This window comes from Mycobacterium sp. IDUB_5, assembly GCF_055419565.1.
On the sequence record NZ_JBVAXX010000005.1, the window covers coordinates 215407 to 233905 of the forward strand.

The following is an 18499-nucleotide window of genomic DNA, read 5'->3' on the forward strand; positions in this document are numbered from 1 at the left end:
GCTCCCTTCTTACGAGACGGAGCCGCGGATCGCGGCGCCGATGAGGATGTACAGGGCTTCAGGGGCCTTCGACTTGACGTGGCCAAGCGCCCCGCCCTCGCCGAAGACACCGGAAGGTGCGTGGCCGAACTCCAGCGCCATCGCGTTGGGCGCGACCAAGATGACGTAGCCGTCGACCTCGCCCATCTCGGATTCGATCCGAGCGGGGAAGTAGCCTTTCGGCGTGATGCGGGACGTCTTGTTGGCGCGGGCGAGGTTGGACTTCGCCGCACGCGCAACCTGGTTGGTCTCTTTGCGGATCGCGGCCCGTGTCTCGACGTGATGCGAAGCTGCGTAGTTGACCAGCTTCTTGCCGTAGACGACCGCCATCTAGTACCGCTTTACGGTGTACGTGAGCCGCTTCGTCATCCGGGAGCCGTTGTACCGGTTGGCGTCTCCGAAGACCGCCCACCGCTGGCCGTTCCACTCGATCTGCGACTGAGCGCCGAGGACCGTCTTGAACGACCGCGGGAACCGCATCCGGTACACCTTCTCGGACTCGAACCCCTCGTTGTCCTGCTCGGCCCTCCGGGCGGAGGTGCCCGACTGACCTTGGACCTGGAACCGCGCCCTGGCCGGGATGCCGACGGCGGCCGGCCGAGTGCGCTTGTTTCCGTCTTGGTCGAGGTCGACCACTTCGGGGAAGACGAGAATGCTCTCGTACTGCCCGCTGTCGTCGAGCAGGCTCACGAGACGCGGTCCTGGTTGCCCCAGTAGATGCGCCAGTCGTGGACGCACTGGTGGTTCTCCGAGTCGTAATCCTCGCCGTGGACGCAGGCCCGCGGGTTGAACACCCGGCCGCCGATGACGATCGGCGTCTGCGGAACCTTCTCCGGCTCTCCGTAACTCATGTCTCACGCACCCCGACGGGGTCGATCGTGAACATCGTGGACGGACGGACGCCCAGCGTCTCCCAGTCCTCGGGCGAGATCGTCACCCGGCCATCCGTGAGGCTGGCCTGGAGCATGTACGTGTAGTCGCCGTCGGTCTCCGAGAGGTAGCCCTCGGGATTGCGAGCCAGCTGGACAACCGCGTCGGCTTCGACCTGCTTGACGTCTTCGACGTCGATCGTGCCGGCGTCGACCAGATCGTCGAGGTCGGGGATGCGCCGCTTGATCTTCCGCTCGGCATCTTCGAGCCGGATGTTGATGAGCGACCTGATTGCGTCGTCGAGGTCGTCTTCAGCCTTGCCCCAGCGGGCCGCTACGTCGAAGACTTCTGCGTACGCCATCGTTCACCCCCTCACTTCGTTGTTGCGGACTCCAGAGACGCGAGGTAGTCCTCTTCGGCGGCCAGCCACTCGACCAGCGCCTCGGGCTCGTACCATCGCCGGGTAGCCAGCAGCTGCTCGGCGAGTTCGGGATCAACCTCGACCGCGCCGTGGTTCCAAAGACTTCTGAGCTGCATAGGGATTCCTTCCCCTAACGGGAGAGCCCCCGAAGGAGCTCCCCGTGTAGAGTCAAGTCAGGATCAGGTCGTGACGGTGTCGGTCAGCTTGACGAACGCGTTCTGCTTGTTGACCATGAACGCGAACTCAGCCTCGCAACGGACAGCGACCATGTTGTGCTGCCACAGCGAGATCAGGTTGGGAACCCACGTGCCGGAGACGTCAGCGCCGAAGTCGAGCGTCGCCTGATCGGTGACGTCGAACGACAGGCCGCCGATCTGGCCCCAGATGACCTGGGAGAAGTCACCCATGATGCCCAGCACCCGCGAGCCGGCGGAGCCGTTCGCGACGTGGTCGTTCATCACAGCCGAACGGCCGAGGATGCGGCCACCGCGCAGGGGCACGACCTCGTCGGTGTACGCCGACTCGATGAACAGCGGACGACCCGCGGTGTCCTTCGACTTCAGGAACTGCGGCTCGGCTTCGTCGTCGAGCAGCGTGCCGTTCCACTTGTAGCCGCCGGCCGTCAGGATCGACAGACCGTTGACGAAAGCGTCGTAGGCGTTGTTGCTCGAAGCGACACCCGCGCCGCCCGGGTCGACCAGCGACACGGCCTGCGAGGTCTGAGCGAGGTAGCCCTTGAACTTCGTGGGCTTGTTGATGCCGTGGATCGCGGCGTTGTCGAACGCCAGCGCAATCGCTTCGGCGATCTTGGTCTTCATCGTCTGCACGTACTGCAGCGGGTTCAGACGCACGACCTCAGCGCTTTCCGCGAAGATCACGGCGATCTTGGTCGGTTCCAGCTCCCAGTGATCGAACGAGCCCTTGGTCAGCGGCTTGCGCTCGGTCTCACCGATCCAGGAAGCCTGGACGGCGCCGTTCCAGTAGGGAACGGTGATGCCGGTGGGACCCATCGGGATCTTCTTGGCGAGCTTCTGGACGATCGAGGTCTTCTCGACCTCGGCGAAGTAGTCCTGGGCCTGCTCGGGCTTGAGGAAGGCCGAGAAGTCGCCGGTCTTGGCGATCTGGCCGGAAGGAACAGTAGATCCTGTTGCCATGTTTAGTGAATCTCCTTGTTAGAGTGGGTAGTTCAGACGCCGAGGGCAGACTTGAACATGTTGACGATCGGGTCGCCGTTGAGCGGGACGTGGCTTCCGGACCCCTGCGAGGGGTCGACCAGCCGCTGCGTGGCGGGGGCCTTTCCGATCAGCGACTTCACTCGCTCGACCGACTTCGAGACGGTTTCCTCGTCGGTCCCCTGGACCAACTCGTAGACATCGAATACGTCGGACGTCGGAATCTCAGCTGCCACAATCGCCTTGAGCTTGATCAGCTCCAGCTGGCGGTCGGTCAGATCCGACTTCAGCGTGGCGATCTCGTTGTCGCGGTCGCTGATCTCCGTTGCGAACTCGGCCTCGACCGCGGTGCGGGTCTCGGTCTTCGCGGCTTCAACCGCTTCGTTCTTCGACGTGCGATGGCCGGCGGCCTCGTTGCGGAGCTGCTGGACGTATTCCTTGCTGAAGGTGTTGACGCCGTCAGCGGCGACCGGGTTGCCGTCGGTCGTGGTGCCGTCAGTCGAAACGGGTTCGGACATGGTTGTTCGCCTCCTGGGCGTGTAGGAAAGAGCCCACCTGGGACTCGGGGGAGGAGCGAGCTACGCTGCGAGAGCGGCGAACTCACTCATCTGGACGTCGCCGTTGTCGAGGCGACGGCGGAGAGCGTTGATCGTCTCCTTGTTCAGGTTCGAGGAGCGGGCCTCGCCTGCGTCGATCAGCTTCTTGGCCTCTTTCGAGGCGTCGATCCATAGCTGTTCGGCACGTTTCTGAGCGGCCCTGCCGGGCCAGTTCTCGACGTCGAACACCGGGACGACCTTGCAGTCGCATCCGGCGTGCCACTCTTCGACGAATGGCGCTGTGTCGGAGAAGAACTTGTCGTAGTCCAGCCCGGCCGAGCGATACGCTTCGGCCGCTGACTGGTCGTCCAAGTCCAGCCCCGCGCGATCAGCCCCGTGGTAGACGGGGCCTCGCGAGATGAGCATCAGGCACCAGGAGCATGTCTCGCGTCCGGTGGCGACTCTGGCCCATCCCTTGACGATCCGGGGTGCCGGATCGTTCTCTACGGCGCCGATGATCTGCCGGCGACCTGCCATCTCGACCGCGCGCACCGCGCGCAGCGCTGTGTTCGCGACCGCGTCCGTCCGAGCGCCCTCCTGGGACAGCCTCGGGCGGGCGTCGTCCATCGACTGGGCGAACGCCCGGAACGTCGACTCTTCGAGGAACCTCTCGTTTCGAGGAAGCTCCGGGTGGAAGAGCGCGCGCTGGTCGTCGTAGAACCGACGGGCAAGCTCGGCGGATTCACGCCGTGCCCGCTCGACCTCCGGGAAGATCGTCTGCAGGAAGTTCAGCCACGCTGCGAACGACAGCGCCGGCTGTGCGACGTACTTGCCGATCGTGAGGACGGTTCGCGCTACCGCGGCCGAGATCGCCGCCTGAGCGGCTGCGTACTCTTCCGGGGTCAGGCGGCCTCACCTCCGGCCGAACTATCGGCAGGGGGCTTCTCAGCCCCGGTAGCGGGGGTTCCTGGAGCGAGAACGGCGCCCAGCGCCAGCATCTCGGACTTCTCCTCTTCGACCCACTTCTGCATCTCTTCGCGCTCGGCGATCGAGTAGCCCATGTCGATCCAGGTCCGCTTGCGCGGGACCGGACCCTGGCCGTTGGCGTAGAGCTTGGCGGCTGCGTCGGCCTTGGCCGCGAACGTCGGGGTCGACGGTTCGCGCCAGATCGTCTCCATCCGGAAGTACTCCGCGGGGATGTCTCCGCCCTTGGCGGCCTTGTAGGCGACTCGCATCGCCTGCTCCCACGCCCCTCCGAACAGCAGGTTCTTGCGCTCGGTCTTCTTGACGAGCCGGGACTCAGACGCCTTGATGGCATCGGCCGAAGCCGGGTTGTCCGCGGACGTCGAGAGGTACTGAGGCGGCAGGCCGGTGTACGCGGCGGCCTTGCGGTCGATCGCGTCGAGTGCGGTCACGAAGTTCTGCAGCTCGGCAGCGGTGAACTGCTGGGCCTTGGCCTCGTGGTCCTCGAACGCCAGGATGCGGGCGACGTAGGCGTCGAACAGCTTCTGGCCGTTGTCGGGATCGACGCCGATGTCCTGCGGCTTAACGCCGAACAGCAGCCGCTGGGGGATCGCCATGACCTCCGCCGTGGCCTGCATGTCCATCAAGATCCGAGCCGCGGTGTCGGTGATCGACCGCAGCTCCGGAGTGATCTCCGAGCTGCCGTAGAAGTCAGACGTCCTGGTGCGGTTGAGGATCGGAATGACCGGGACCATCTCCAGGCCGTGGGTGATCGACGAGATCTGGACCCACTCGCCGTCCTGCTTCACCCATCGAACGATCAGCTCGGGGGTGTACAGGGTGCTGGCGACAATCTCGGACTGGTCCTTGTTGTAGACCGCCCGGATTGCCAGGCTGACGTCGCGGGTACGCGGGTCGATCTCGGCGAACAACGCCGTCGGCGGCTCGACCCGGATCATCGGGACCTCGGGGTCGAGGTTCAGATCGACCGCGGGGTCGGGCATCGAGATCGTGATGAACGCCGATCCGTAGATCAGCGCGTCGGTGTGTCCGAGCGGGGCTTCGACGTCGAGGTTATTGGCCTGCCACCAGTCCCATAGCTCTTCGTCGGCTTCGTCGGCGCCGCCGAGGCGGAACCCTTCGAGCTCCTGACGCTCTGCGATCGAGTCTACGTACAGCCGGGGATAGCCGATGTGCGCGAGCAGATCTCGCATGTTCTTCGGGACCGCGATGCCGATCGCGTCGGGCCGGCGCTCGGCGTCGTAGTAGGCGCGGGAGTCTTTGAGCTCCTGCTGCGCTGCCTCGAACTTGTCGAGCATGTCGTCCCGAGCCTTCTCGGGGTCGATCGGCTCTGGCTTCAAAGGGCTTGTCACATCACCACCGCGGCCCTGCGCGAGAGGTTGGATTTGCTCATGAGGAACTCCTGCCGGGCGCCGAACGCCAGGACGCCGCAGACGGCGGCGTCGATCTTTCGGCTGCTGTCTTTCGACTGCTTCCGGATGGATATGGCGTCGTAGATGGTTGGGTGCCGTCGGGCGTTGAGCACGTGGCTCGTGAGCACCGGGTTGGCGTTGTGGTTCAGTTCGCGTTCGAGGACCGCGTCGAGGAACCGCTCGCAATCGAGCGCGAACTTCTTCTGCTGCGATCGCATGTCGAACGCGATCGGGTTGCCGGGGGAGGCGTTGACCTTGATCCGCTTCCGGTAGTCGCGGCTCCACTGGTCGACGTACGCCTCGAACTCCCGGATGTCGGCGCGGAACGCGACGACGTCGTATGCGTCCATCGTCGAGCGCACGACCGCGTCAACCTCGTCGCGAGGGACCTCGCCGCCGTACTTCTCGGGGTTCCAGTAGTCGATCAGGAACAGGCAGCCGTCGTGGACTCGGCAGGCGACGAGCACCGTCCAGTCGTTCGACTTCGATCCGTCGAACCCGAGCGTGATCCGCTCGCCCTTCTTGAGTTGGAACACGCTGTCCGTAAGGGCCAGTCGGTTCCACTCGTTGGGCGCGATCCACGAGTCCTCGGAGGCGTTGACCTGGTTGAGGAACTTCCGTCGAGACTCGGTGACCGGGTTGCTCGTGTTCAGGATCGACTTGATGATCTCGTCGAGCGGGAGCCAGATTGAGTCGCCGCGGGCGACCGCGAGGCCGTCCATCAGGCGGGCGATGCCGTCGGCGAAGCCCTCCGGATCTTCCATCTCCGAGGGGATCTCGGAGACCGGGGTATCGGCCGGCGCCTCCAGCGCGTCGTACAGCATCCCGACGTCGACAGCGTCGCCGGCCTGGACTTTCCACCAGTTGTCGTGGAGGCGTTCCAGGACCGAGTCGTTGCCGGGGATGTGGGCGTTGCAGATGGCCAGGCGCCGGGCGGCCGGGATCTTCGTGACGTTGCCCTCGATGACGTCGTGCATCGTGTGGCCGTCGTTGACCTTGCCGTCGGGGCCGGTGCCCCACCACTGGATCTCGTTCTCGATGACGAACGTCGGGCGGTTGCCCTCCATCGACGCGGGGGACGAGGTGGCTGCCTCGATCCGGCCGCCGCGGTCGTCGTAGATGATGAACTTGTTGACGTCCAAGCCGTATTCGGTCTTGAGCTTCTTCGAGATCATCACCGGGAACAGCGCGAATGTGTTCTTGGTCTGGTCTTGAGAGACGGCGGCTACGGTGATCCATGCCGCGTGCTGGCGCTTGCCGACCGGCTCGCCGCCCTCCCAGTGCGAGAACCGCACGGGGCCGCAGAGTTCCGCCAGCGCGAGCGCCGCGGAGAACGGGTCCTTGCCCCAGCCCTTGAGGCGGCGCAGGATTCCCTCGCGGTACAGCCACTTGCCGTTCTCGTCGATGGCGTACCACCAGAGGATGAACCGAGCCTGCTCCAGTGTGGGGAGGAACATCTCGCCCGCGTGCTCCCCGCCGGGGGAGTTGACGTAGTCAGCGAGCCAGTTCAGGACGCCCCAACCGAGCGAGAACCTCGGGAGGTGCCACGACCCGTCCTCGTGGACCTGCCATGTGGGGCCGATCTTGTGAGGAGGCGAGGGGAGGAGGGGAACGTCTGTCAGGCACATTCCGCGCTCCTCCTCTCGTGTAGGGTCAAGTCAGGAACGCAGGAACTCGATTCCGGGATAGATGTTGTAGCCGTGCGCGGAGTTGGTGAAGAACTTCAGCGCATCTATCGCAGCGCCGACCGCGGCGAACCCCTCGGAGAGGGGGCGCTCGCTGAACTCCATCAGCTGCGAGGCAACGGAATTGGCGCCGCCGAACCAGTCGGTCGCCTTGAAGACGATCTTCTGGATCATCACCTTGTACTCGTCTTTGTCGGCGTCGCGGACCGAGGCGTACATGTCGTCCCGGTGGGCGTAGTCGCGCACCTCGAACGGCGCGTTCTCCAGGCCCTCCAGCCGGTCTTCCATGATCCCGTGCTGATCTGGCTCGGCAACGGCGTGAATCCAGTTGTCGAAGTGGGCGATGCCCTGCTGGCGCATCGGGTTGCCGCGGAAGACGACCTTCCGGACGTCGCCGAGGCGGTGATGTAGCGAGCCAGCCGGGTTCATGATGTCGTGCTTGAGCACCTGGCCGACGACGACGGCGCCCTGAGAGTAGCCGTCGAAGTTCAGCTGGCGGCCTTCGTGGCGGTTGATCTGGAGCCGGAGCTCCGCGACGCCCTTCTGGATCGAGGGCCACATCGGGAACGGGGTCGCCGGGTAGTTTCCGATCGGCTGCCAGTCGTACAGGTCGAGCACCGCGCGGGCGGTGTCGGCCGGCAGGCCGGGGCCGTCGGGGACTGGCTGGCCGGTGCCGTGGACGGTCAGCAGCACGCCGCGCTTCGCGGGGCGGGGCTGCGGGACGCCGAGGGCTTCCATGTCCCGGTCGCTGACGACGCCCGTCTCCGGCTGCGAGGTGCGGAGCTGGTACTCCTTCTGCCACTCGACGGCGCGGGGGCCGAAGAGGTCGGTGTTCAGCGGCAGCTCGCCGTGCAGCCTCGTGTAGAGGCCGCCGTACCGGCGGTTCATCGCCGCGCGCCACGCGAGGACGTGGGGGCCGCGGTCGTTGAGTTGGATGCTCACGCAGCGGTTGCCCGGTTGTAGACGGTCGCAGACCACTCGTCGCCCTTGTCGGCTTCGCGCTTCACGAGCGCCAGCGCGTCGGGGTTGCCGAGGAGTGCCTGGTGCTCGACCAGCATCTCGTGAATCATCGCGTCGTCGTTCTTGATCAGCTCGTGGAGCTGCCAGCGGTTGCCCTCGCCGAGCGTGCGGTACTTCGACTGCGAGGCGATCTTGTTGAAGAGAGCGCCGTGGACCTCTCGGATCATCTTCTCGATCTCGGGGTTAGCCAATTCGTCGTCCTCCTCTTGGACAAGCTGCAGCAGCGCATCGCCGACGGCGAGCGCGCGGTTGTATCGGTCGCGGCGCCCGCCGGGGGTGTCCAGGCCGTTCGTGCCGCCGTTGATGGCTTTCGTCACGCCGAGCAGGTCGCGGGCGTCGCACATCGCGTTGATCTGTGGCCGGGCGACCGTCCAGTAGTAGGCGGCGCCCACTCCGGCGTACTGGAGCTGTGCGAGTTCCTTGGGCCGGTCGACGAAGTACGTCGGCGTCGGGCAGATGCCGCGGGCGCTGGCCCACTGCGAGAAGCCGAGGTAGTTCGACCTCCACGTCAGCTGTATCCAGGTGCGTCCCTTGTACATCCACCGGTCGGTGACCTCGTTGGGGTCGCCGTGGTTCACGCCGTCGTCGTACTCTTCGGTCGCGTTGAAGTTGTCGGACTCGTGGCCGACCTGCGCCAGCCACATCGCGATCCGGTTGACGTTCGTCGCCGCGCTCTGCGCGAGTCCGGAGCGGACCGCGGGCAGGATCTGCCGGGCGCGGGCCTCCGAGAGGCCGGTAGCGCGTGCAAGAACGGGCGCCGCGTCCGTCGCGGGGGAGCCGCTGGGCTGGTAGATCCCGAGGTAGCCGTTCAGCAGCTTCTGGGCGAACGCCTCGTTGCGGGGATCACCCTCCGGAAGCGCCATCTGGTAGTGCATTTCATCGGGCTTGCTCCACCGACGGCCCCAGAAGACTGTTCCCTCAAAGAGCCGCAGGCCCTCTTCGACCTTCGCGATCTTGTCTGCGGGCATCTTGTACGTGCCCCACGGGTAGCGGGGCGCATTCACGTCTACGGCAGTGCCACTGAGGTGGTTCGAGCCCATATTCGCGCCGTACGCGCCGAGCACGTCGTTGGTGGCTGACCAGCCCCAGACCGAGGAAAGTATCTCCTCGACGTTGCGGTCGTACCAGTAGAGCCAGGCGCCGAGGATGATCAGCGGGGCGCCCTTGCGGAGCGGTGCGGTGTCGACGAGCGTCAGCCCGGGGATGCGGACGATGTCGCACTCGTCGCGGTTGCAGCACTTCCACTTGTTCTCGGTGAGGCTGCTGCCGTTCACAGTGCGAAAGCTCATCTGTTCCTCTCGATAGGTGCGGGCCAGCCAGGAGTCGGACCTGGAACCTGCGGCTTTGGAGACCGCTGCTCTACCAGTTGAGCTACTGACCCTCGGGGCGCTAAGGCACCCGGTAGTACTTTGTGTTTCCCTGTGTCGCAACAGGATTCGGAAGGTCACGCAGATCCACGCCGAAGTAGTTGCAGTGGACGGCGTTGCCTGCCACCTTGCCCTTGGCGTTCGCGTTGTCAGCGAACCAGTCGCCGAACCGCGCGACGTCGGTCACCGAGTAGGCGGTGTTGCTCGGCGTCGGGACCAGGTCCGAGCCGTCGATGTACCGGCTGCCTGACTTGCGGCCGATGCCGCGCTCGGGGTTGCCGATCAGCACGAACGACAGCAACTCCGGGGGGACAGGCGTCTTGATGCCGTACTTCCTCAGCCAGGCGCCCGCAACCTGGTCGCCCTTCGACCATCCGAAGACGATCTTCGGACCGTCCGTGTTCCGGATGTAGTCGTTCAACGTGTCCGCGTCGCGGCCGATCTGGCTCAAGCCAAGGAGTGTGCTGTTTGTCGGCACCTTAACCTGGACGTTGCCGTCCGTTGTGGCGAACGATCGGCACGCCTTGGACATTGCCCATGCCTTGCCGAGTGATAGCGGAAAGGGCAGCAGGGGGTCCAGAGTAAGTACGTTCAATCCGAATCCTCTTCTGCTATGGGGCGGTCTTCGCAATCCAGTTGTCGAGTCGGAACGTGCCAGAGGTTCCCGAACGCAGCCCCCATCGGGTACCTGTGGTCAGCGATGAGTCGGTCACTGCCTGGGCGACGACCCCGTTGATGTACGCGGCGATCGTGGAGCCGGAGCACGCCAGCCCGAGCTTCTGCCCGGCACCGGGGGTGAAGGCCCCCGATGCGGAGGTCCACAGTGTCGTCGCGGTGCCGGCGACGCGCTTCTCGATGATCACTGTGGTCCCGACGTAACGGACGATGTAGCAGTTGTTCGCGTCCGTGTACCGACCGCACACGCCGCCATCGACGGCTGAGATCTCGGCTTCGACGTAGCCATCGGTCACGCCGAGATCGACGGTGGCGCGGCGCTGTGCCGAGACCGTGCCACCAACTTGGTTCGAGACGATCTGCATCTGAGATGACTCGGTCAGCCACGTAAGTCCCGTGACAGTGCCGCCCTGTGCGTAGTCCAACGAGCCGAGAGTTCCGGCTGCTGTGTCAGCGCGGTTGAAGCTGTCCGACGCTAGGACGGTCCCCGTGGAAGAGGCACCGGCCGCTGCGGTCGCTCCACGGGCGGAAGAGACGCCGCTGCGGCTCACAGGGACAGGTTCCCTTCGAGCTGCCACTCGTTCGTGGCTCGCTTCCGGAGCGTCGCAGCGCCGTAGCGAGCGCCGATCTTCAGCTTGCTCGAAGGGCTGTTGATCGTGACTCCAGCCCCTGCTGCCACGGTCACCTGACCTGCTCCGTACTGAAGCAGCTCGATCACCGTTCCCACCGGGAAAGCCACCGAAGAATTAGGCGGCACAGTCAGCGTAACGGCAGCCGCATTGTTCAGCTCCACGACTTTTCCAGCGTCTGCGAGCGCAAGCGTGTACGCCGTCCCGGTTTGAGTATTCGTGGCGGCGTTGATCGTCGCGATGTCGACGCCTGCGATCGAGGTCGCTTTTCGTACTACGGTGCCTGTGCCGGCGTCGACCAGCTCGGTCGTCACCGACAGATGCTGGTTGTCGAGGAGTGTGGTGTTCGACGGCGCCCCTGACGAGTTGAACAGTCGGACCGCGGTGTTGCACTCAACGAACACGTTGGCATCCACCCGGACGTCGGTGGTGGTGTGCGAGATGCGCAGCATCTCCGCGATCGTCTTGCCCGGGTTGTTGAACGTGTTCCGTCTGACCTTGGATCGGTGCGCTCCGTTGAGCCTGACCAGCCCGGACGTGTACGTGGCGGTCACGTCTTCAAACAGGTTGCTTTCGATCTCAAGGTCGGTGGAGCCGGTGAAGTAGATCGCCTGAAGCAGCGCATTCTTGAACACGTTGTTTGTGATCTTGTCGTTGTTTGGCGCCGTGCCATCGACGCTGTCGCCGATGTGGATCTGGTTGCCCTCGAAGTGGTTTCCCTCGATCCGGCAGCGCGCGCCTGTGCGCCTGGTGATCCCCTTGCTGGTGCAGTTGGTGATGAAGTTCTTGGTGATGGACACGTTGTCGGACTTGACGACGATGCCTTCTTCGCACGCGTCAATCAGCCCGAGGGAGATGCTGATCGCGGTAGAGCCGACAAGGATGTAGATCCCGTTGTCGATGAAGTTCTGGATCGTCGGGTTGATGATCTGCACATCCACGCACTGGTAGAGCTCAATCGCGACGTCGCCGTTGGTGAGGGTGACGTCACGTACTTTGAGCGATATGCAGTTCATCAGCGCCAGTGAGTAGGCGTTGCCTTCGCCGGGAGGGTTGCCGGGGCCGTAGCCGTCGACCTGGACGTTCTGGACCAGTGCCCCGCGCAGATACTTCAACTCGACGGCGGCGACCGGGATCGTTGAATCTTGCGTAGTGGGGCGGTTGATGACGTTGATGTCGGTGACCCGGCAACGCTTGCGCAGCGTGCCGCTAGACCCTTGAATCCGGATCGCGCGGTCGGTGATGCCGTTCAAGTCGATCACCGCGCCGTTTCCGATGATCTGCACGCCATCGGCGCCGTTGGCGTCAAAAATGGCAGCTGCCATGTAGGAGCCGGCCAGGATGGTGACGCCGGGGTCCATGATGATGACGCGTCCGAACCCGAGGTTTATCGAAGAGTCCAGTCGATAGGTGCCTGCGGGGACGCGGATGACCTTCGAGGCCGCTGCGGCGTTGAACGCGGCCGAGCTGTCGGTGGCGCCGGTCGGATCGCAGCCGACGTAGTCGGTGACGGGCTTGATCGTGCTCGGCACGGAAGCAATCCCGCTCCAGAGCCCCACTACAGCCGGAAACTCCGGACCGACAGCGTCGCCCAGCTTGTTGCGAACGGTGCCGGGAGTGCTGCCTGCGATGACTTGGGGCGCTCGGGACTCGATGTCCGCGGTCACAACGTCGGGAGCCACCGCGGCAGCCGCTGCTTCGGCGATTGCCTGGGAGATTACGTCGTATAGGTTGACCGGGGCGCCGAATGCGTGCCCCATCTCGTCGTACCACTGGTACTTGCCAGCGTTCGGACCGGTCGTGATCGGAAAAACCTGAGTGCGATAGCCGCGCAGTGCCACAGAGTTCGACGGGATCTCCGGTGCGCCGTTCTCGACGGTTCCGGCGTCGATCAGGTCCTGTAGGTCCGCAGGTCCAGACGTCGGGATCTCAATGATGTGCGAGACGCCGCGGTAGGTCACGCGCGCCGGTCCCGGGTCTAAGTCGGCAATCAGCTTGGCCTTGCCTGCGACCTCTTGCGGGACAACGGTGACAACCTGCGGCGTCACAGTGACCAGCGGGTTGGAGTTTGACCGTCGCAGCCCAGTCTCAAAGACCCACTTACGGAAGTCCGGGCGCCCGGAGAGGTCTTCGAGTTCTCGTTGGACGACGGTCATTGCAGCCTCTTTCGTGATGGTCAAGCGGAGGGGGAGCGCTGCGGAGAGCAGCGCGGCGCTCTACCCCTCCGCGGCCAGGCCCTCTGCAGCGGCCGGCGGTTGCGTCAGCAGCTGTTTGAATCGGTCCGCGACGTTGAGCACCTGGCCGGTCGGCTCTTCTGGATTGCGCTCGATCTCCAGTCGCAGCCGGCGACGCGAACCCTCGGACATGAGGAGGTCGCTGAACAGGCTGGTGACTGTCGCCAGTACCTGCCCGTTGGGCTTGCGGGACCAGAGGAGCTGGTTCGCGAAGTGGAGCGCGAACCGCGCCAGTTGCCAATCAGACGGCTCGAAGAATCGTGCCTGCGCGGACTCAGTGAGGGACCTGTAGAGGTCTTCGGTGAGCGGATGAGTGGGGAGGTAGTCGATCAGGTCTTCGGTGAACACCGGACCCGACGTGGGGAGGTTGAGATCGGGGACGTCTACGGTCCCGATTGCGACGACCTTCTCGATGTCCGGGCCGTCGTCTTTGTTGCGTCGGACCTTCTCGGTCGATCGCTTGGGGGGTGGGCCTTGGTTGCCCTTCACTGGTCGCCTCCTGGGCTACAGCGGGCACCTGGCCCGCTTCAACGAGAGCCCGGGTGGCGCTCGTCGGGGCGCTTCCGTTGGGCTCGCAGTTCTCGCCGCCGGGCTACGCCCTCGATTGCGGACTTCTTGTCGTGGCAGGGTTCGCACACCGATTGCAGGTTGCTGTCTGCGTGGTCGTCACCGCGGTTGCGGTGATCGACGTCGGTTGCGGTTCCGATGCACCCGCGCCAGCGGAGCTGGCAGCGGTGTCGATCGCGTCGCAACACCCGGTTGCGGCGTTCATTCCAATCGGCAGGAAGCCGATTGCGACGATCTGAGTTGGCCCAACCCAAAGTTGGGCCTCCTGCCCCTACGAGGAGGAAGCGCGCCAGCGCTTCCGACGAGTTCGGACCTCCTTAGACCCGGTCCGAACTTCGAGGACCCGAAGAGGTCCGAGAGGGACCGGCCTTGAGGGGCCGGTCTCTGAAGAGACCGTCGAGGACGACAGTCCGAGAGGGTCCTGCCGGCTGGGGCCGTCAGGCCCCTCTAAAGAAGGGCTCTCTCTTTTTCTCTCTCATAGGTATATGCGTGCCATTTGTCGATTTTGGGCCAGACCGACCCTTAGCTGTGACGAAGCTCACAGTATGGAGAGGCGGCAGGCCGCCCTCAGCGGCCCTCTGTCGGTCGGGCACTGTGACCCTCTGGCTGCGGTTTCGTGGCCCTACGGGGCTCTCAGCCCCGGGAATGGCCCCTCTGGCTCGACCTGCCCCGGTTCGGATATTCAAAACCCGTACAGGATGGCTCAGCCGCATAACCAACCGGTCTCCGGGGGCGGGGGAGGGCATACCCCGTGGGGGTGCCTGCGGGGGCACGCCGGCAGGCGTGCAGGGGGTGAGTCCAGGCGAGCACGCACACAGCGTCCTACCCACGCGCACACACGCACCCAACCCACACCCCAGGCACGTGCCCCACACCCTGCACGCCTACCCGAGGGGGTGTGCCCCCTCACCCCACCTACACCCATGCCCCTACCGCCTGTGCCACGCACACGCCCACACACAGGGGGTAGCTGTGCCCCTGCCTGCACCCACCCCGCCTACAGCGGGGGTGTTGCGCTATGTGTACATGTGGTGTAGAGTCAAGTCATGCACACCACACGGAAGTACGTCGCAGCAACCGCACTAGCCTTTTCCGCACTGGCCGGCGCTACCGCGCCGATCGCCATTGCACAACCTTCCGAGCTCGTGACCGTGGACGGTCGCGACTACCGCGTGTGCGCTGAGGAGGACTGCTCCGATCAGCCTGGCCAGGTTGGCGTCTGGACCAGCAAGCGCACCGGCCTGTCGTACCTGATCATCGGTGAGGACCAGACGTACCCCATCACCCGCTGACCCTGTCCACCACGAGAGCCTCAGCTTCCGAGCTGGGGCTTTCTGCTGTGTGGGGCAATCTCCGATTGGGGGTTGACACAGCCGGCATCCGTCGTTTAGAGTAAAGTCAGCGAGATCGAAGATCACGCAAAGCGCAGGAGCTCCGCTCCTAAGCGACACAACAGCACAGAGGCCCTGAGTCAGACAGGCAGCGGGAATCCGGAAGCCAGCGGATTTGAGAGCGCACAGAGCACGCAACACTACGCAGCCAGAAATTCCTCGGAATTACGACTTGACTCTACACGGGCCACCTGATACGCTGAAGTCACAACAGCACAGAGAAGCTCCACCGGGACGAGAAACGGACCCCCTCACGCATAGGGGTTGGCACGCTGAACCTAGCCGCTGCACGGGACATCCACCGACCGAGAGCTTCGCAAAGCGACTTGACTCTACACGAGAATCACGCTAGAGTCAGAGACAGCGACAGGGAGCAAGCTCCCAGCGCCACAACCGAATAACACGGGCGGGTACGGCCACTGCCTACATGAATACAGCGAACGTCAGAGATACGCCTCGGCTAGCGAGTAACAACGCGATGACCCGATGGCAGACGCGGGGACCCACAGAACTGGGCTCAGCAGGCAACGGTAGCGGTCGCGACAACACTTAGGACGGACTCCCTGGAAGCGATGGTAAGCACGCGATTCGCGGGGTAGCGCCGATACGAGGCTTCGGGTTCGATTCCCGACCGTCCACTCATGTATAAGACTTGACTCTGTACGAGGTATGACATGCACAACGTGATGCACGCGCTAGCCGTGCTGCTCCTGCCCTGGTGGGTAGATCTGCCGGCCAGCCTCCAGCCCGAGCCCAGAAAGGCATGATCGTGGACGACTACCCTTTGGCACCGAGCGGCACAGCTCGGATCGTCGGCGACTACCTCGTGACGCTGCCCATTCCGGGCCGAGAAGGCTTCAGGGTCATGGAGAACTCCGGCTCGTACCGGATGCTCAAGAAGGTCTTCAAGTCGTTCGACGCAGCGGCCAAACGCGCTGAGGCGCTGAGCAAGTAGAGGCTTCGGCCTCACAAACCGCCCGCAACGGTTCCTCTTCAAGCAATGCCCCGCTGGGGGCACTAGGCGCTCTTACCCCGGAGCGCGCGGAGGTGCGCGTTCGATTCGCGCAGCGGGCACGCATAAGAGCCTTGACTCTAAACGAAAGGTACCGCCATGAGTAACACCGAGTACGACCAGCTCGCCCACCAGGTGGACGCCGTCGCGGACACGATTCGCGATTACGTCGAGCAGCTACTCTCGGGCCAGTACGGTCACACCTACGAGGTTTCGGACGTGAACGGCAACGTCCACACGATCGAGGCATCGGACAGCCACACGGCCATGTCCGAGGTCGAGGACCTTCTCGAAGGCTTCGAGGCAGATACAGCCGAGCTCGTGCCGGCTGACGAGCCCACCGTGGATGAGACTCCGATCAACGAGTTTCCGTTGGAGATCATCGACGAGCGTGGCCGGCCGTTCGCGGTTGTGATCTCGACCGGCGGCCCTCACATCGAGGTTGTTGCAGAAGGTTTGGAGCGCGCCAAGCTGGTCGGCTACTGGGGGAGTAGTACGTCGACCCGCCACGGCGACGAGTTCGACACGTTCCTTGACTACTTCATCGAGCGTTGACGATGAGCGCAGGCGTGAAAGACATCGTGTGGCGAGATGAGTCCACGTGCTCGCTTACCCGCATCGACCTGCCCAACGGGCAGATGCACAAGCTAACCGTCCACTCGCCCAACGAGTTCTCGGAGGTTTGGACAGCTCAAGCAGAGCTGCTGAGCGCCGACTTTCGACAGCTGAAGTTCTCCGGCCTGCTGAACGGAGGCAGCAGCCGAGAGTCAGCCAAGGCCGCGGCTCTCGTCGCGCTCAGAAAGGTATCGCGTTGAAGCTGACCGCGGCCCTAGCCGCTCTCGCAGCCGCAGGCGCGATGCTGCTGGCCTCTCCGGAGGCTTCAGCGGCTACGGGGGCAGGCGCAGCGCTGTCCCCTCTTGAGATTCCAGCTCCGCTGAATCTCCCCTGCGAGCACCGTTCCGCCGCGCACGTCGCCGAGCACGGAGGCTTGGCGGCTGACTCTGCTTGGCACGTAGCACACGGCCAGCTGCCGAATTGTGACGGTCAGGCGTCTGACCAGCAACAGAGCCGTGACGAGAGCGACACTCAGAGCGACGAGGGATCGCGACGGAGTGACGACTCGAAGTCACGCTACTGCCGAAAACATTGGTACTGCTGAGGAGGCATGACCACCGATGGCTCTCACCGATGACGCAGAGCGCGTCATCCGAAAACACGACGAGTGGGTCGACTGGGACGGCGACGATGAGACGTCAGCCGACCTTCTGTCCGACTTCGCCAGCGCAGCGTATGAACTCGCGGTGAACATTTCGAGGCTTGCAGGCGTATACCCCGCGCTGACCAACTTCCGGTTGACGCAGGATCGCAAACAAGGCTTCATCGACAAAAACACCGCCCCCCACACCGACGAACCCGTGTGCGGGTACGAGGTCTGGGACGAGATGATGACCGAGTATGACCATAATCTGGCTGACCTCGGTGACATTCTGGCCAACGCTCTCGATAGAGCGATTTCTGCCTGAAGATCAAACCAGAGCTACCACATAGGGGTATGCAGATCTAGTGCCCAAAGGGTGTGAAAGCACCGGTAGAAGGCGTGGCCCAGCTCTGGACTCTAAACCGCTACATGAGGTATCGCAAAGTGTGACATGAATCACAAGACTTGACTAACCCCCAGCTCAAGAGCGGCTACCGGTCGGTGACTTGACGCAAGCTGCCAGATTTCTGAGAGTTATCTTCACGACGGTAAACGAGCTTGCTACTGTTGCCGAGGGGGCGGGGAACAGCCTCCGGAAAACCACAACCGAATACCTGACCGCAAACCGCGGCCAGGACGCGCCTCAGCACGGACTCCGTGGGGGTCTGAGGGAGCATCAGTTGAAAATCCAAGACTTTACTCGTAACGTCTTTCTTTCCAGGGACATAAAACATTGGGGAGCTATCCAAAATGACATCACTCGAAAACAGCGAGCCCGTGAGGCTCACTCTCGCGGTGGTTGAAGCCCTCAAGAATAAAGGCTTGAACCAGAGCGAGATCGCGGAGGCGTACGGCGTGACGAAGCAGTACGTCTCTTGGATCAAACACACTTATGGTGGGCGTATGACGCCTCGGGAGATCGCGAACGAGAGCTTTCCGTTCAAGGTCGCAGACAAGCACACGCGGGCCACGCAGTATCGACTTCTGCGGAACCACGGCGAGTTCGTTGCCACCCGAGGCATCGGAATGAAAGAGGAGAAGCTCAAGCGATTGCGGTCGTGGTATCGCAAGCTGCGTGAGCAGAATCTGGTGGTCGAGTTCGACCCCTCTCTTCCGCCCGAGCCCGGGGTGAGCTCCGTAGGAGGCTTCACCTACCGGAAGCGTCGCGCTTCCGACGGGGACTACCTGGTCCGGTGGAACAAACACGCCCGGACCGACCTCGAAGACGAACAAAAGTCGATCTGGCGGCTGCCTCCGCCGATGGACTAAGTATCAAGAAAGAGATAC

23 protein-coding genes, 1 tRNA gene and 1 pseudogene are annotated in these 18499 nt (G+C 63.9%); 8 read left to right on the top strand and 17 right to left on the bottom strand.

Features of this window, described 5'->3' with window-relative positions:
- Positions 1 to 9: 9 nt before the first annotated feature.
- From ACZY1G_RS17580 to ACZY1G_RS17660, 17 genes and pseudogenes are all read right to left on the bottom strand, one after another.
- On the bottom strand, positions 10 to 369 hold the full coding sequence (locus tag ACZY1G_RS17580; RefSeq protein WP_463823114.1) for a DUF5403 family protein: 360 nt from the start codon (positions 367 to 369) through the stop codon (positions 10 to 12).
- Positions 370 to 729, bottom strand: a complete 360-nt coding sequence (locus tag ACZY1G_RS17585) for a hypothetical protein (protein WP_463823115.1) — start codon at positions 727 to 729, stop codon at positions 370 to 372.
- Positions 726 to 890, bottom strand: coding sequence for a hypothetical protein (locus tag ACZY1G_RS17590; protein ID WP_463823116.1), 165 nt, complete (start codon positions 888 to 890; stop codon positions 726 to 728). The genes ACZY1G_RS17585 and ACZY1G_RS17590 overlap by 4 nt, the downstream gene beginning before the upstream one ends.
- Positions 887 to 1270, bottom strand: a complete 384-nt coding sequence (locus ACZY1G_RS17595; RefSeq protein ID WP_463823117.1) for a Gp19/Gp15/Gp42 family protein — start codon at positions 1268 to 1270, stop codon at positions 887 to 889. Before ACZY1G_RS17595 ends, ACZY1G_RS17590 begins: the two co-directional genes overlap by 4 nt.
- Before the next feature lie 11 nt (positions 1271 to 1281).
- On the bottom strand, positions 1282 to 1446 hold the full coding sequence (locus ACZY1G_RS17600; protein ID WP_463823118.1) for a DUF7302 family protein: 165 nt from the start codon (positions 1444 to 1446) through the stop codon (positions 1282 to 1284).
- A gap of 63 nt (positions 1447 to 1509) precedes the next feature.
- The gene (locus tag ACZY1G_RS17605; protein ID WP_463823119.1) at positions 1510 to 2484 is read right to left on the bottom strand and encodes a phage major capsid protein; all 975 of its coding nucleotides are present in this window, start codon (positions 2482 to 2484) and stop codon (positions 1510 to 1512) included.
- Positions 2485 to 2516: 32 nt separating this feature from the next.
- Positions 2517 to 3020 (bottom strand): hypothetical protein, encoded by a 504-nt coding sequence (locus ACZY1G_RS17610; protein ID WP_463823120.1) that lies wholly within the window; start codon positions 3018 to 3020, stop codon positions 2517 to 2519.
- Positions 3021 to 3080: 60 nt separating this feature from the next.
- Positions 3081 to 3944 (bottom strand): VG15 protein, encoded by an 864-nt coding sequence (locus ACZY1G_RS17615; RefSeq protein WP_463823408.1) that lies wholly within the window; start codon positions 3942 to 3944, stop codon positions 3081 to 3083.
- Positions 3941 to 5374 carry a phage portal protein gene (locus ACZY1G_RS17620; RefSeq protein ID WP_463823121.1) on the bottom strand — a complete coding sequence of 478 codons (1434 nt, stop codon included), beginning with the start codon at positions 5372 to 5374 and terminating at the stop codon, positions 3941 to 3943. Before ACZY1G_RS17620 ends, ACZY1G_RS17615 begins: the two co-directional genes overlap by 4 nt.
- On the bottom strand, positions 5371 to 7062 hold the full coding sequence (locus tag ACZY1G_RS17625; protein ID WP_463823122.1) for a hypothetical protein: 1692 nt from the start codon (positions 7060 to 7062) through the stop codon (positions 5371 to 5373). Before ACZY1G_RS17625 ends, ACZY1G_RS17620 begins: the two co-directional genes overlap by 4 nt.
- Positions 7063 to 7092: 30 nt before the next feature.
- Positions 7093 to 8061 carry a hypothetical protein gene (locus ACZY1G_RS17630; RefSeq protein ID WP_463823123.1) on the bottom strand — a complete coding sequence of 323 codons (969 nt, stop codon included), beginning with the start codon at positions 8059 to 8061 and terminating at the stop codon, positions 7093 to 7095.
- Between the two features lie 758 nt (positions 8062 to 8819).
- Positions 8820 to 9428 (bottom strand): annotated as a pseudogene (locus ACZY1G_RS17635) (M15 family metallopeptidase); the annotation flags it as partial.
- A gap of 19 nt (positions 9429 to 9447) precedes the next feature.
- A tRNA-Trp gene (locus tag ACZY1G_RS17640) sits at positions 9448 to 9520 on the bottom strand.
- 8 nt (positions 9521 to 9528) lie between these two features.
- Positions 9529 to 9957, bottom strand: coding sequence for a PE-PPE domain-containing protein (locus ACZY1G_RS17645; RefSeq protein ID WP_463823124.1), 429 nt, complete (start codon positions 9955 to 9957; stop codon positions 9529 to 9531).
- Between the two features lie 160 nt (positions 9958 to 10117).
- Complete coding sequence (locus ACZY1G_RS17650; protein ID WP_463823125.1) at positions 10118 to 10546, bottom strand: hypothetical protein; 429 nt, start codon at positions 10544 to 10546, stop codon at positions 10118 to 10120.
- Between the two features lie 182 nt (positions 10547 to 10728).
- On the bottom strand, positions 10729 to 12966 hold the full coding sequence (locus ACZY1G_RS17655) for a right-handed parallel beta-helix repeat-containing protein (protein ID WP_463823126.1): 2238 nt from the start codon (positions 12964 to 12966) through the stop codon (positions 10729 to 10731).
- 60 nt (positions 12967 to 13026) lie between these two features.
- Positions 13027 to 13533: a phage terminase small subunit gene (locus ACZY1G_RS17660; RefSeq protein ID WP_463823127.1), complete on the bottom strand. Its 507-nt coding sequence runs from the start codon at positions 13531 to 13533 to the stop codon at positions 13027 to 13029.
- A 53-nt stretch (positions 13534 to 13586) separates the two neighbouring features.
- Between ACZY1G_RS17660 and ACZY1G_RS17665 the strand changes: the two genes are divergently transcribed.
- From ACZY1G_RS17665 to ACZY1G_RS17700, 8 genes are all read left to right on the top strand, one after another.
- On the top strand, positions 13587 to 13850 hold the full coding sequence (locus ACZY1G_RS17665; protein ID WP_463823128.1) for a hypothetical protein: 264 nt from the start codon (positions 13587 to 13589) through the stop codon (positions 13848 to 13850).
- Positions 13851 to 14657: 807 nt separating this feature from the next.
- Complete coding sequence (locus ACZY1G_RS17670; protein ID WP_463823129.1) at positions 14658 to 14903, top strand: hypothetical protein; 246 nt, start codon at positions 14658 to 14660, stop codon at positions 14901 to 14903.
- Positions 14904 to 15771: 868 nt separating this feature from the next.
- Complete coding sequence (locus ACZY1G_RS17675; protein ID WP_463823130.1) at positions 15772 to 15957, top strand: hypothetical protein; 186 nt, start codon at positions 15772 to 15774, stop codon at positions 15955 to 15957.
- A 156-nt stretch (positions 15958 to 16113) separates the two neighbouring features.
- On the top strand, positions 16114 to 16569 hold the full coding sequence (locus ACZY1G_RS17680) for a hypothetical protein (RefSeq protein WP_463823131.1): 456 nt from the start codon (positions 16114 to 16116) through the stop codon (positions 16567 to 16569).
- 14 nt (positions 16570 to 16583) lie between these two features.
- On the top strand, positions 16584 to 16829 hold the full coding sequence (locus tag ACZY1G_RS17685) for a hypothetical protein (protein WP_463823132.1): 246 nt from the start codon (positions 16584 to 16586) through the stop codon (positions 16827 to 16829).
- Positions 16830 to 16870: 41 nt separating this feature from the next.
- Positions 16871 to 17173 carry a DUF7199 family protein gene (locus tag ACZY1G_RS17690; RefSeq protein ID WP_463823409.1) on the top strand — a complete coding sequence of 101 codons (303 nt, stop codon included), beginning with the start codon at positions 16871 to 16873 and terminating at the stop codon, positions 17171 to 17173.
- Between the two features lie 16 nt (positions 17174 to 17189).
- A complete protein-coding gene (locus tag ACZY1G_RS17695) occupies positions 17190 to 17537 on the top strand; it encodes a hypothetical protein (RefSeq protein WP_463823133.1) in 348 nt (115 codons plus the stop codon).
- A 578-nt stretch (positions 17538 to 18115) separates the two neighbouring features.
- Complete coding sequence (locus ACZY1G_RS17700; protein WP_463823134.1) at positions 18116 to 18481, top strand: hypothetical protein; 366 nt, start codon at positions 18116 to 18118, stop codon at positions 18479 to 18481.
- Positions 18482 to 18499: the final 18 nt, after the last annotated feature.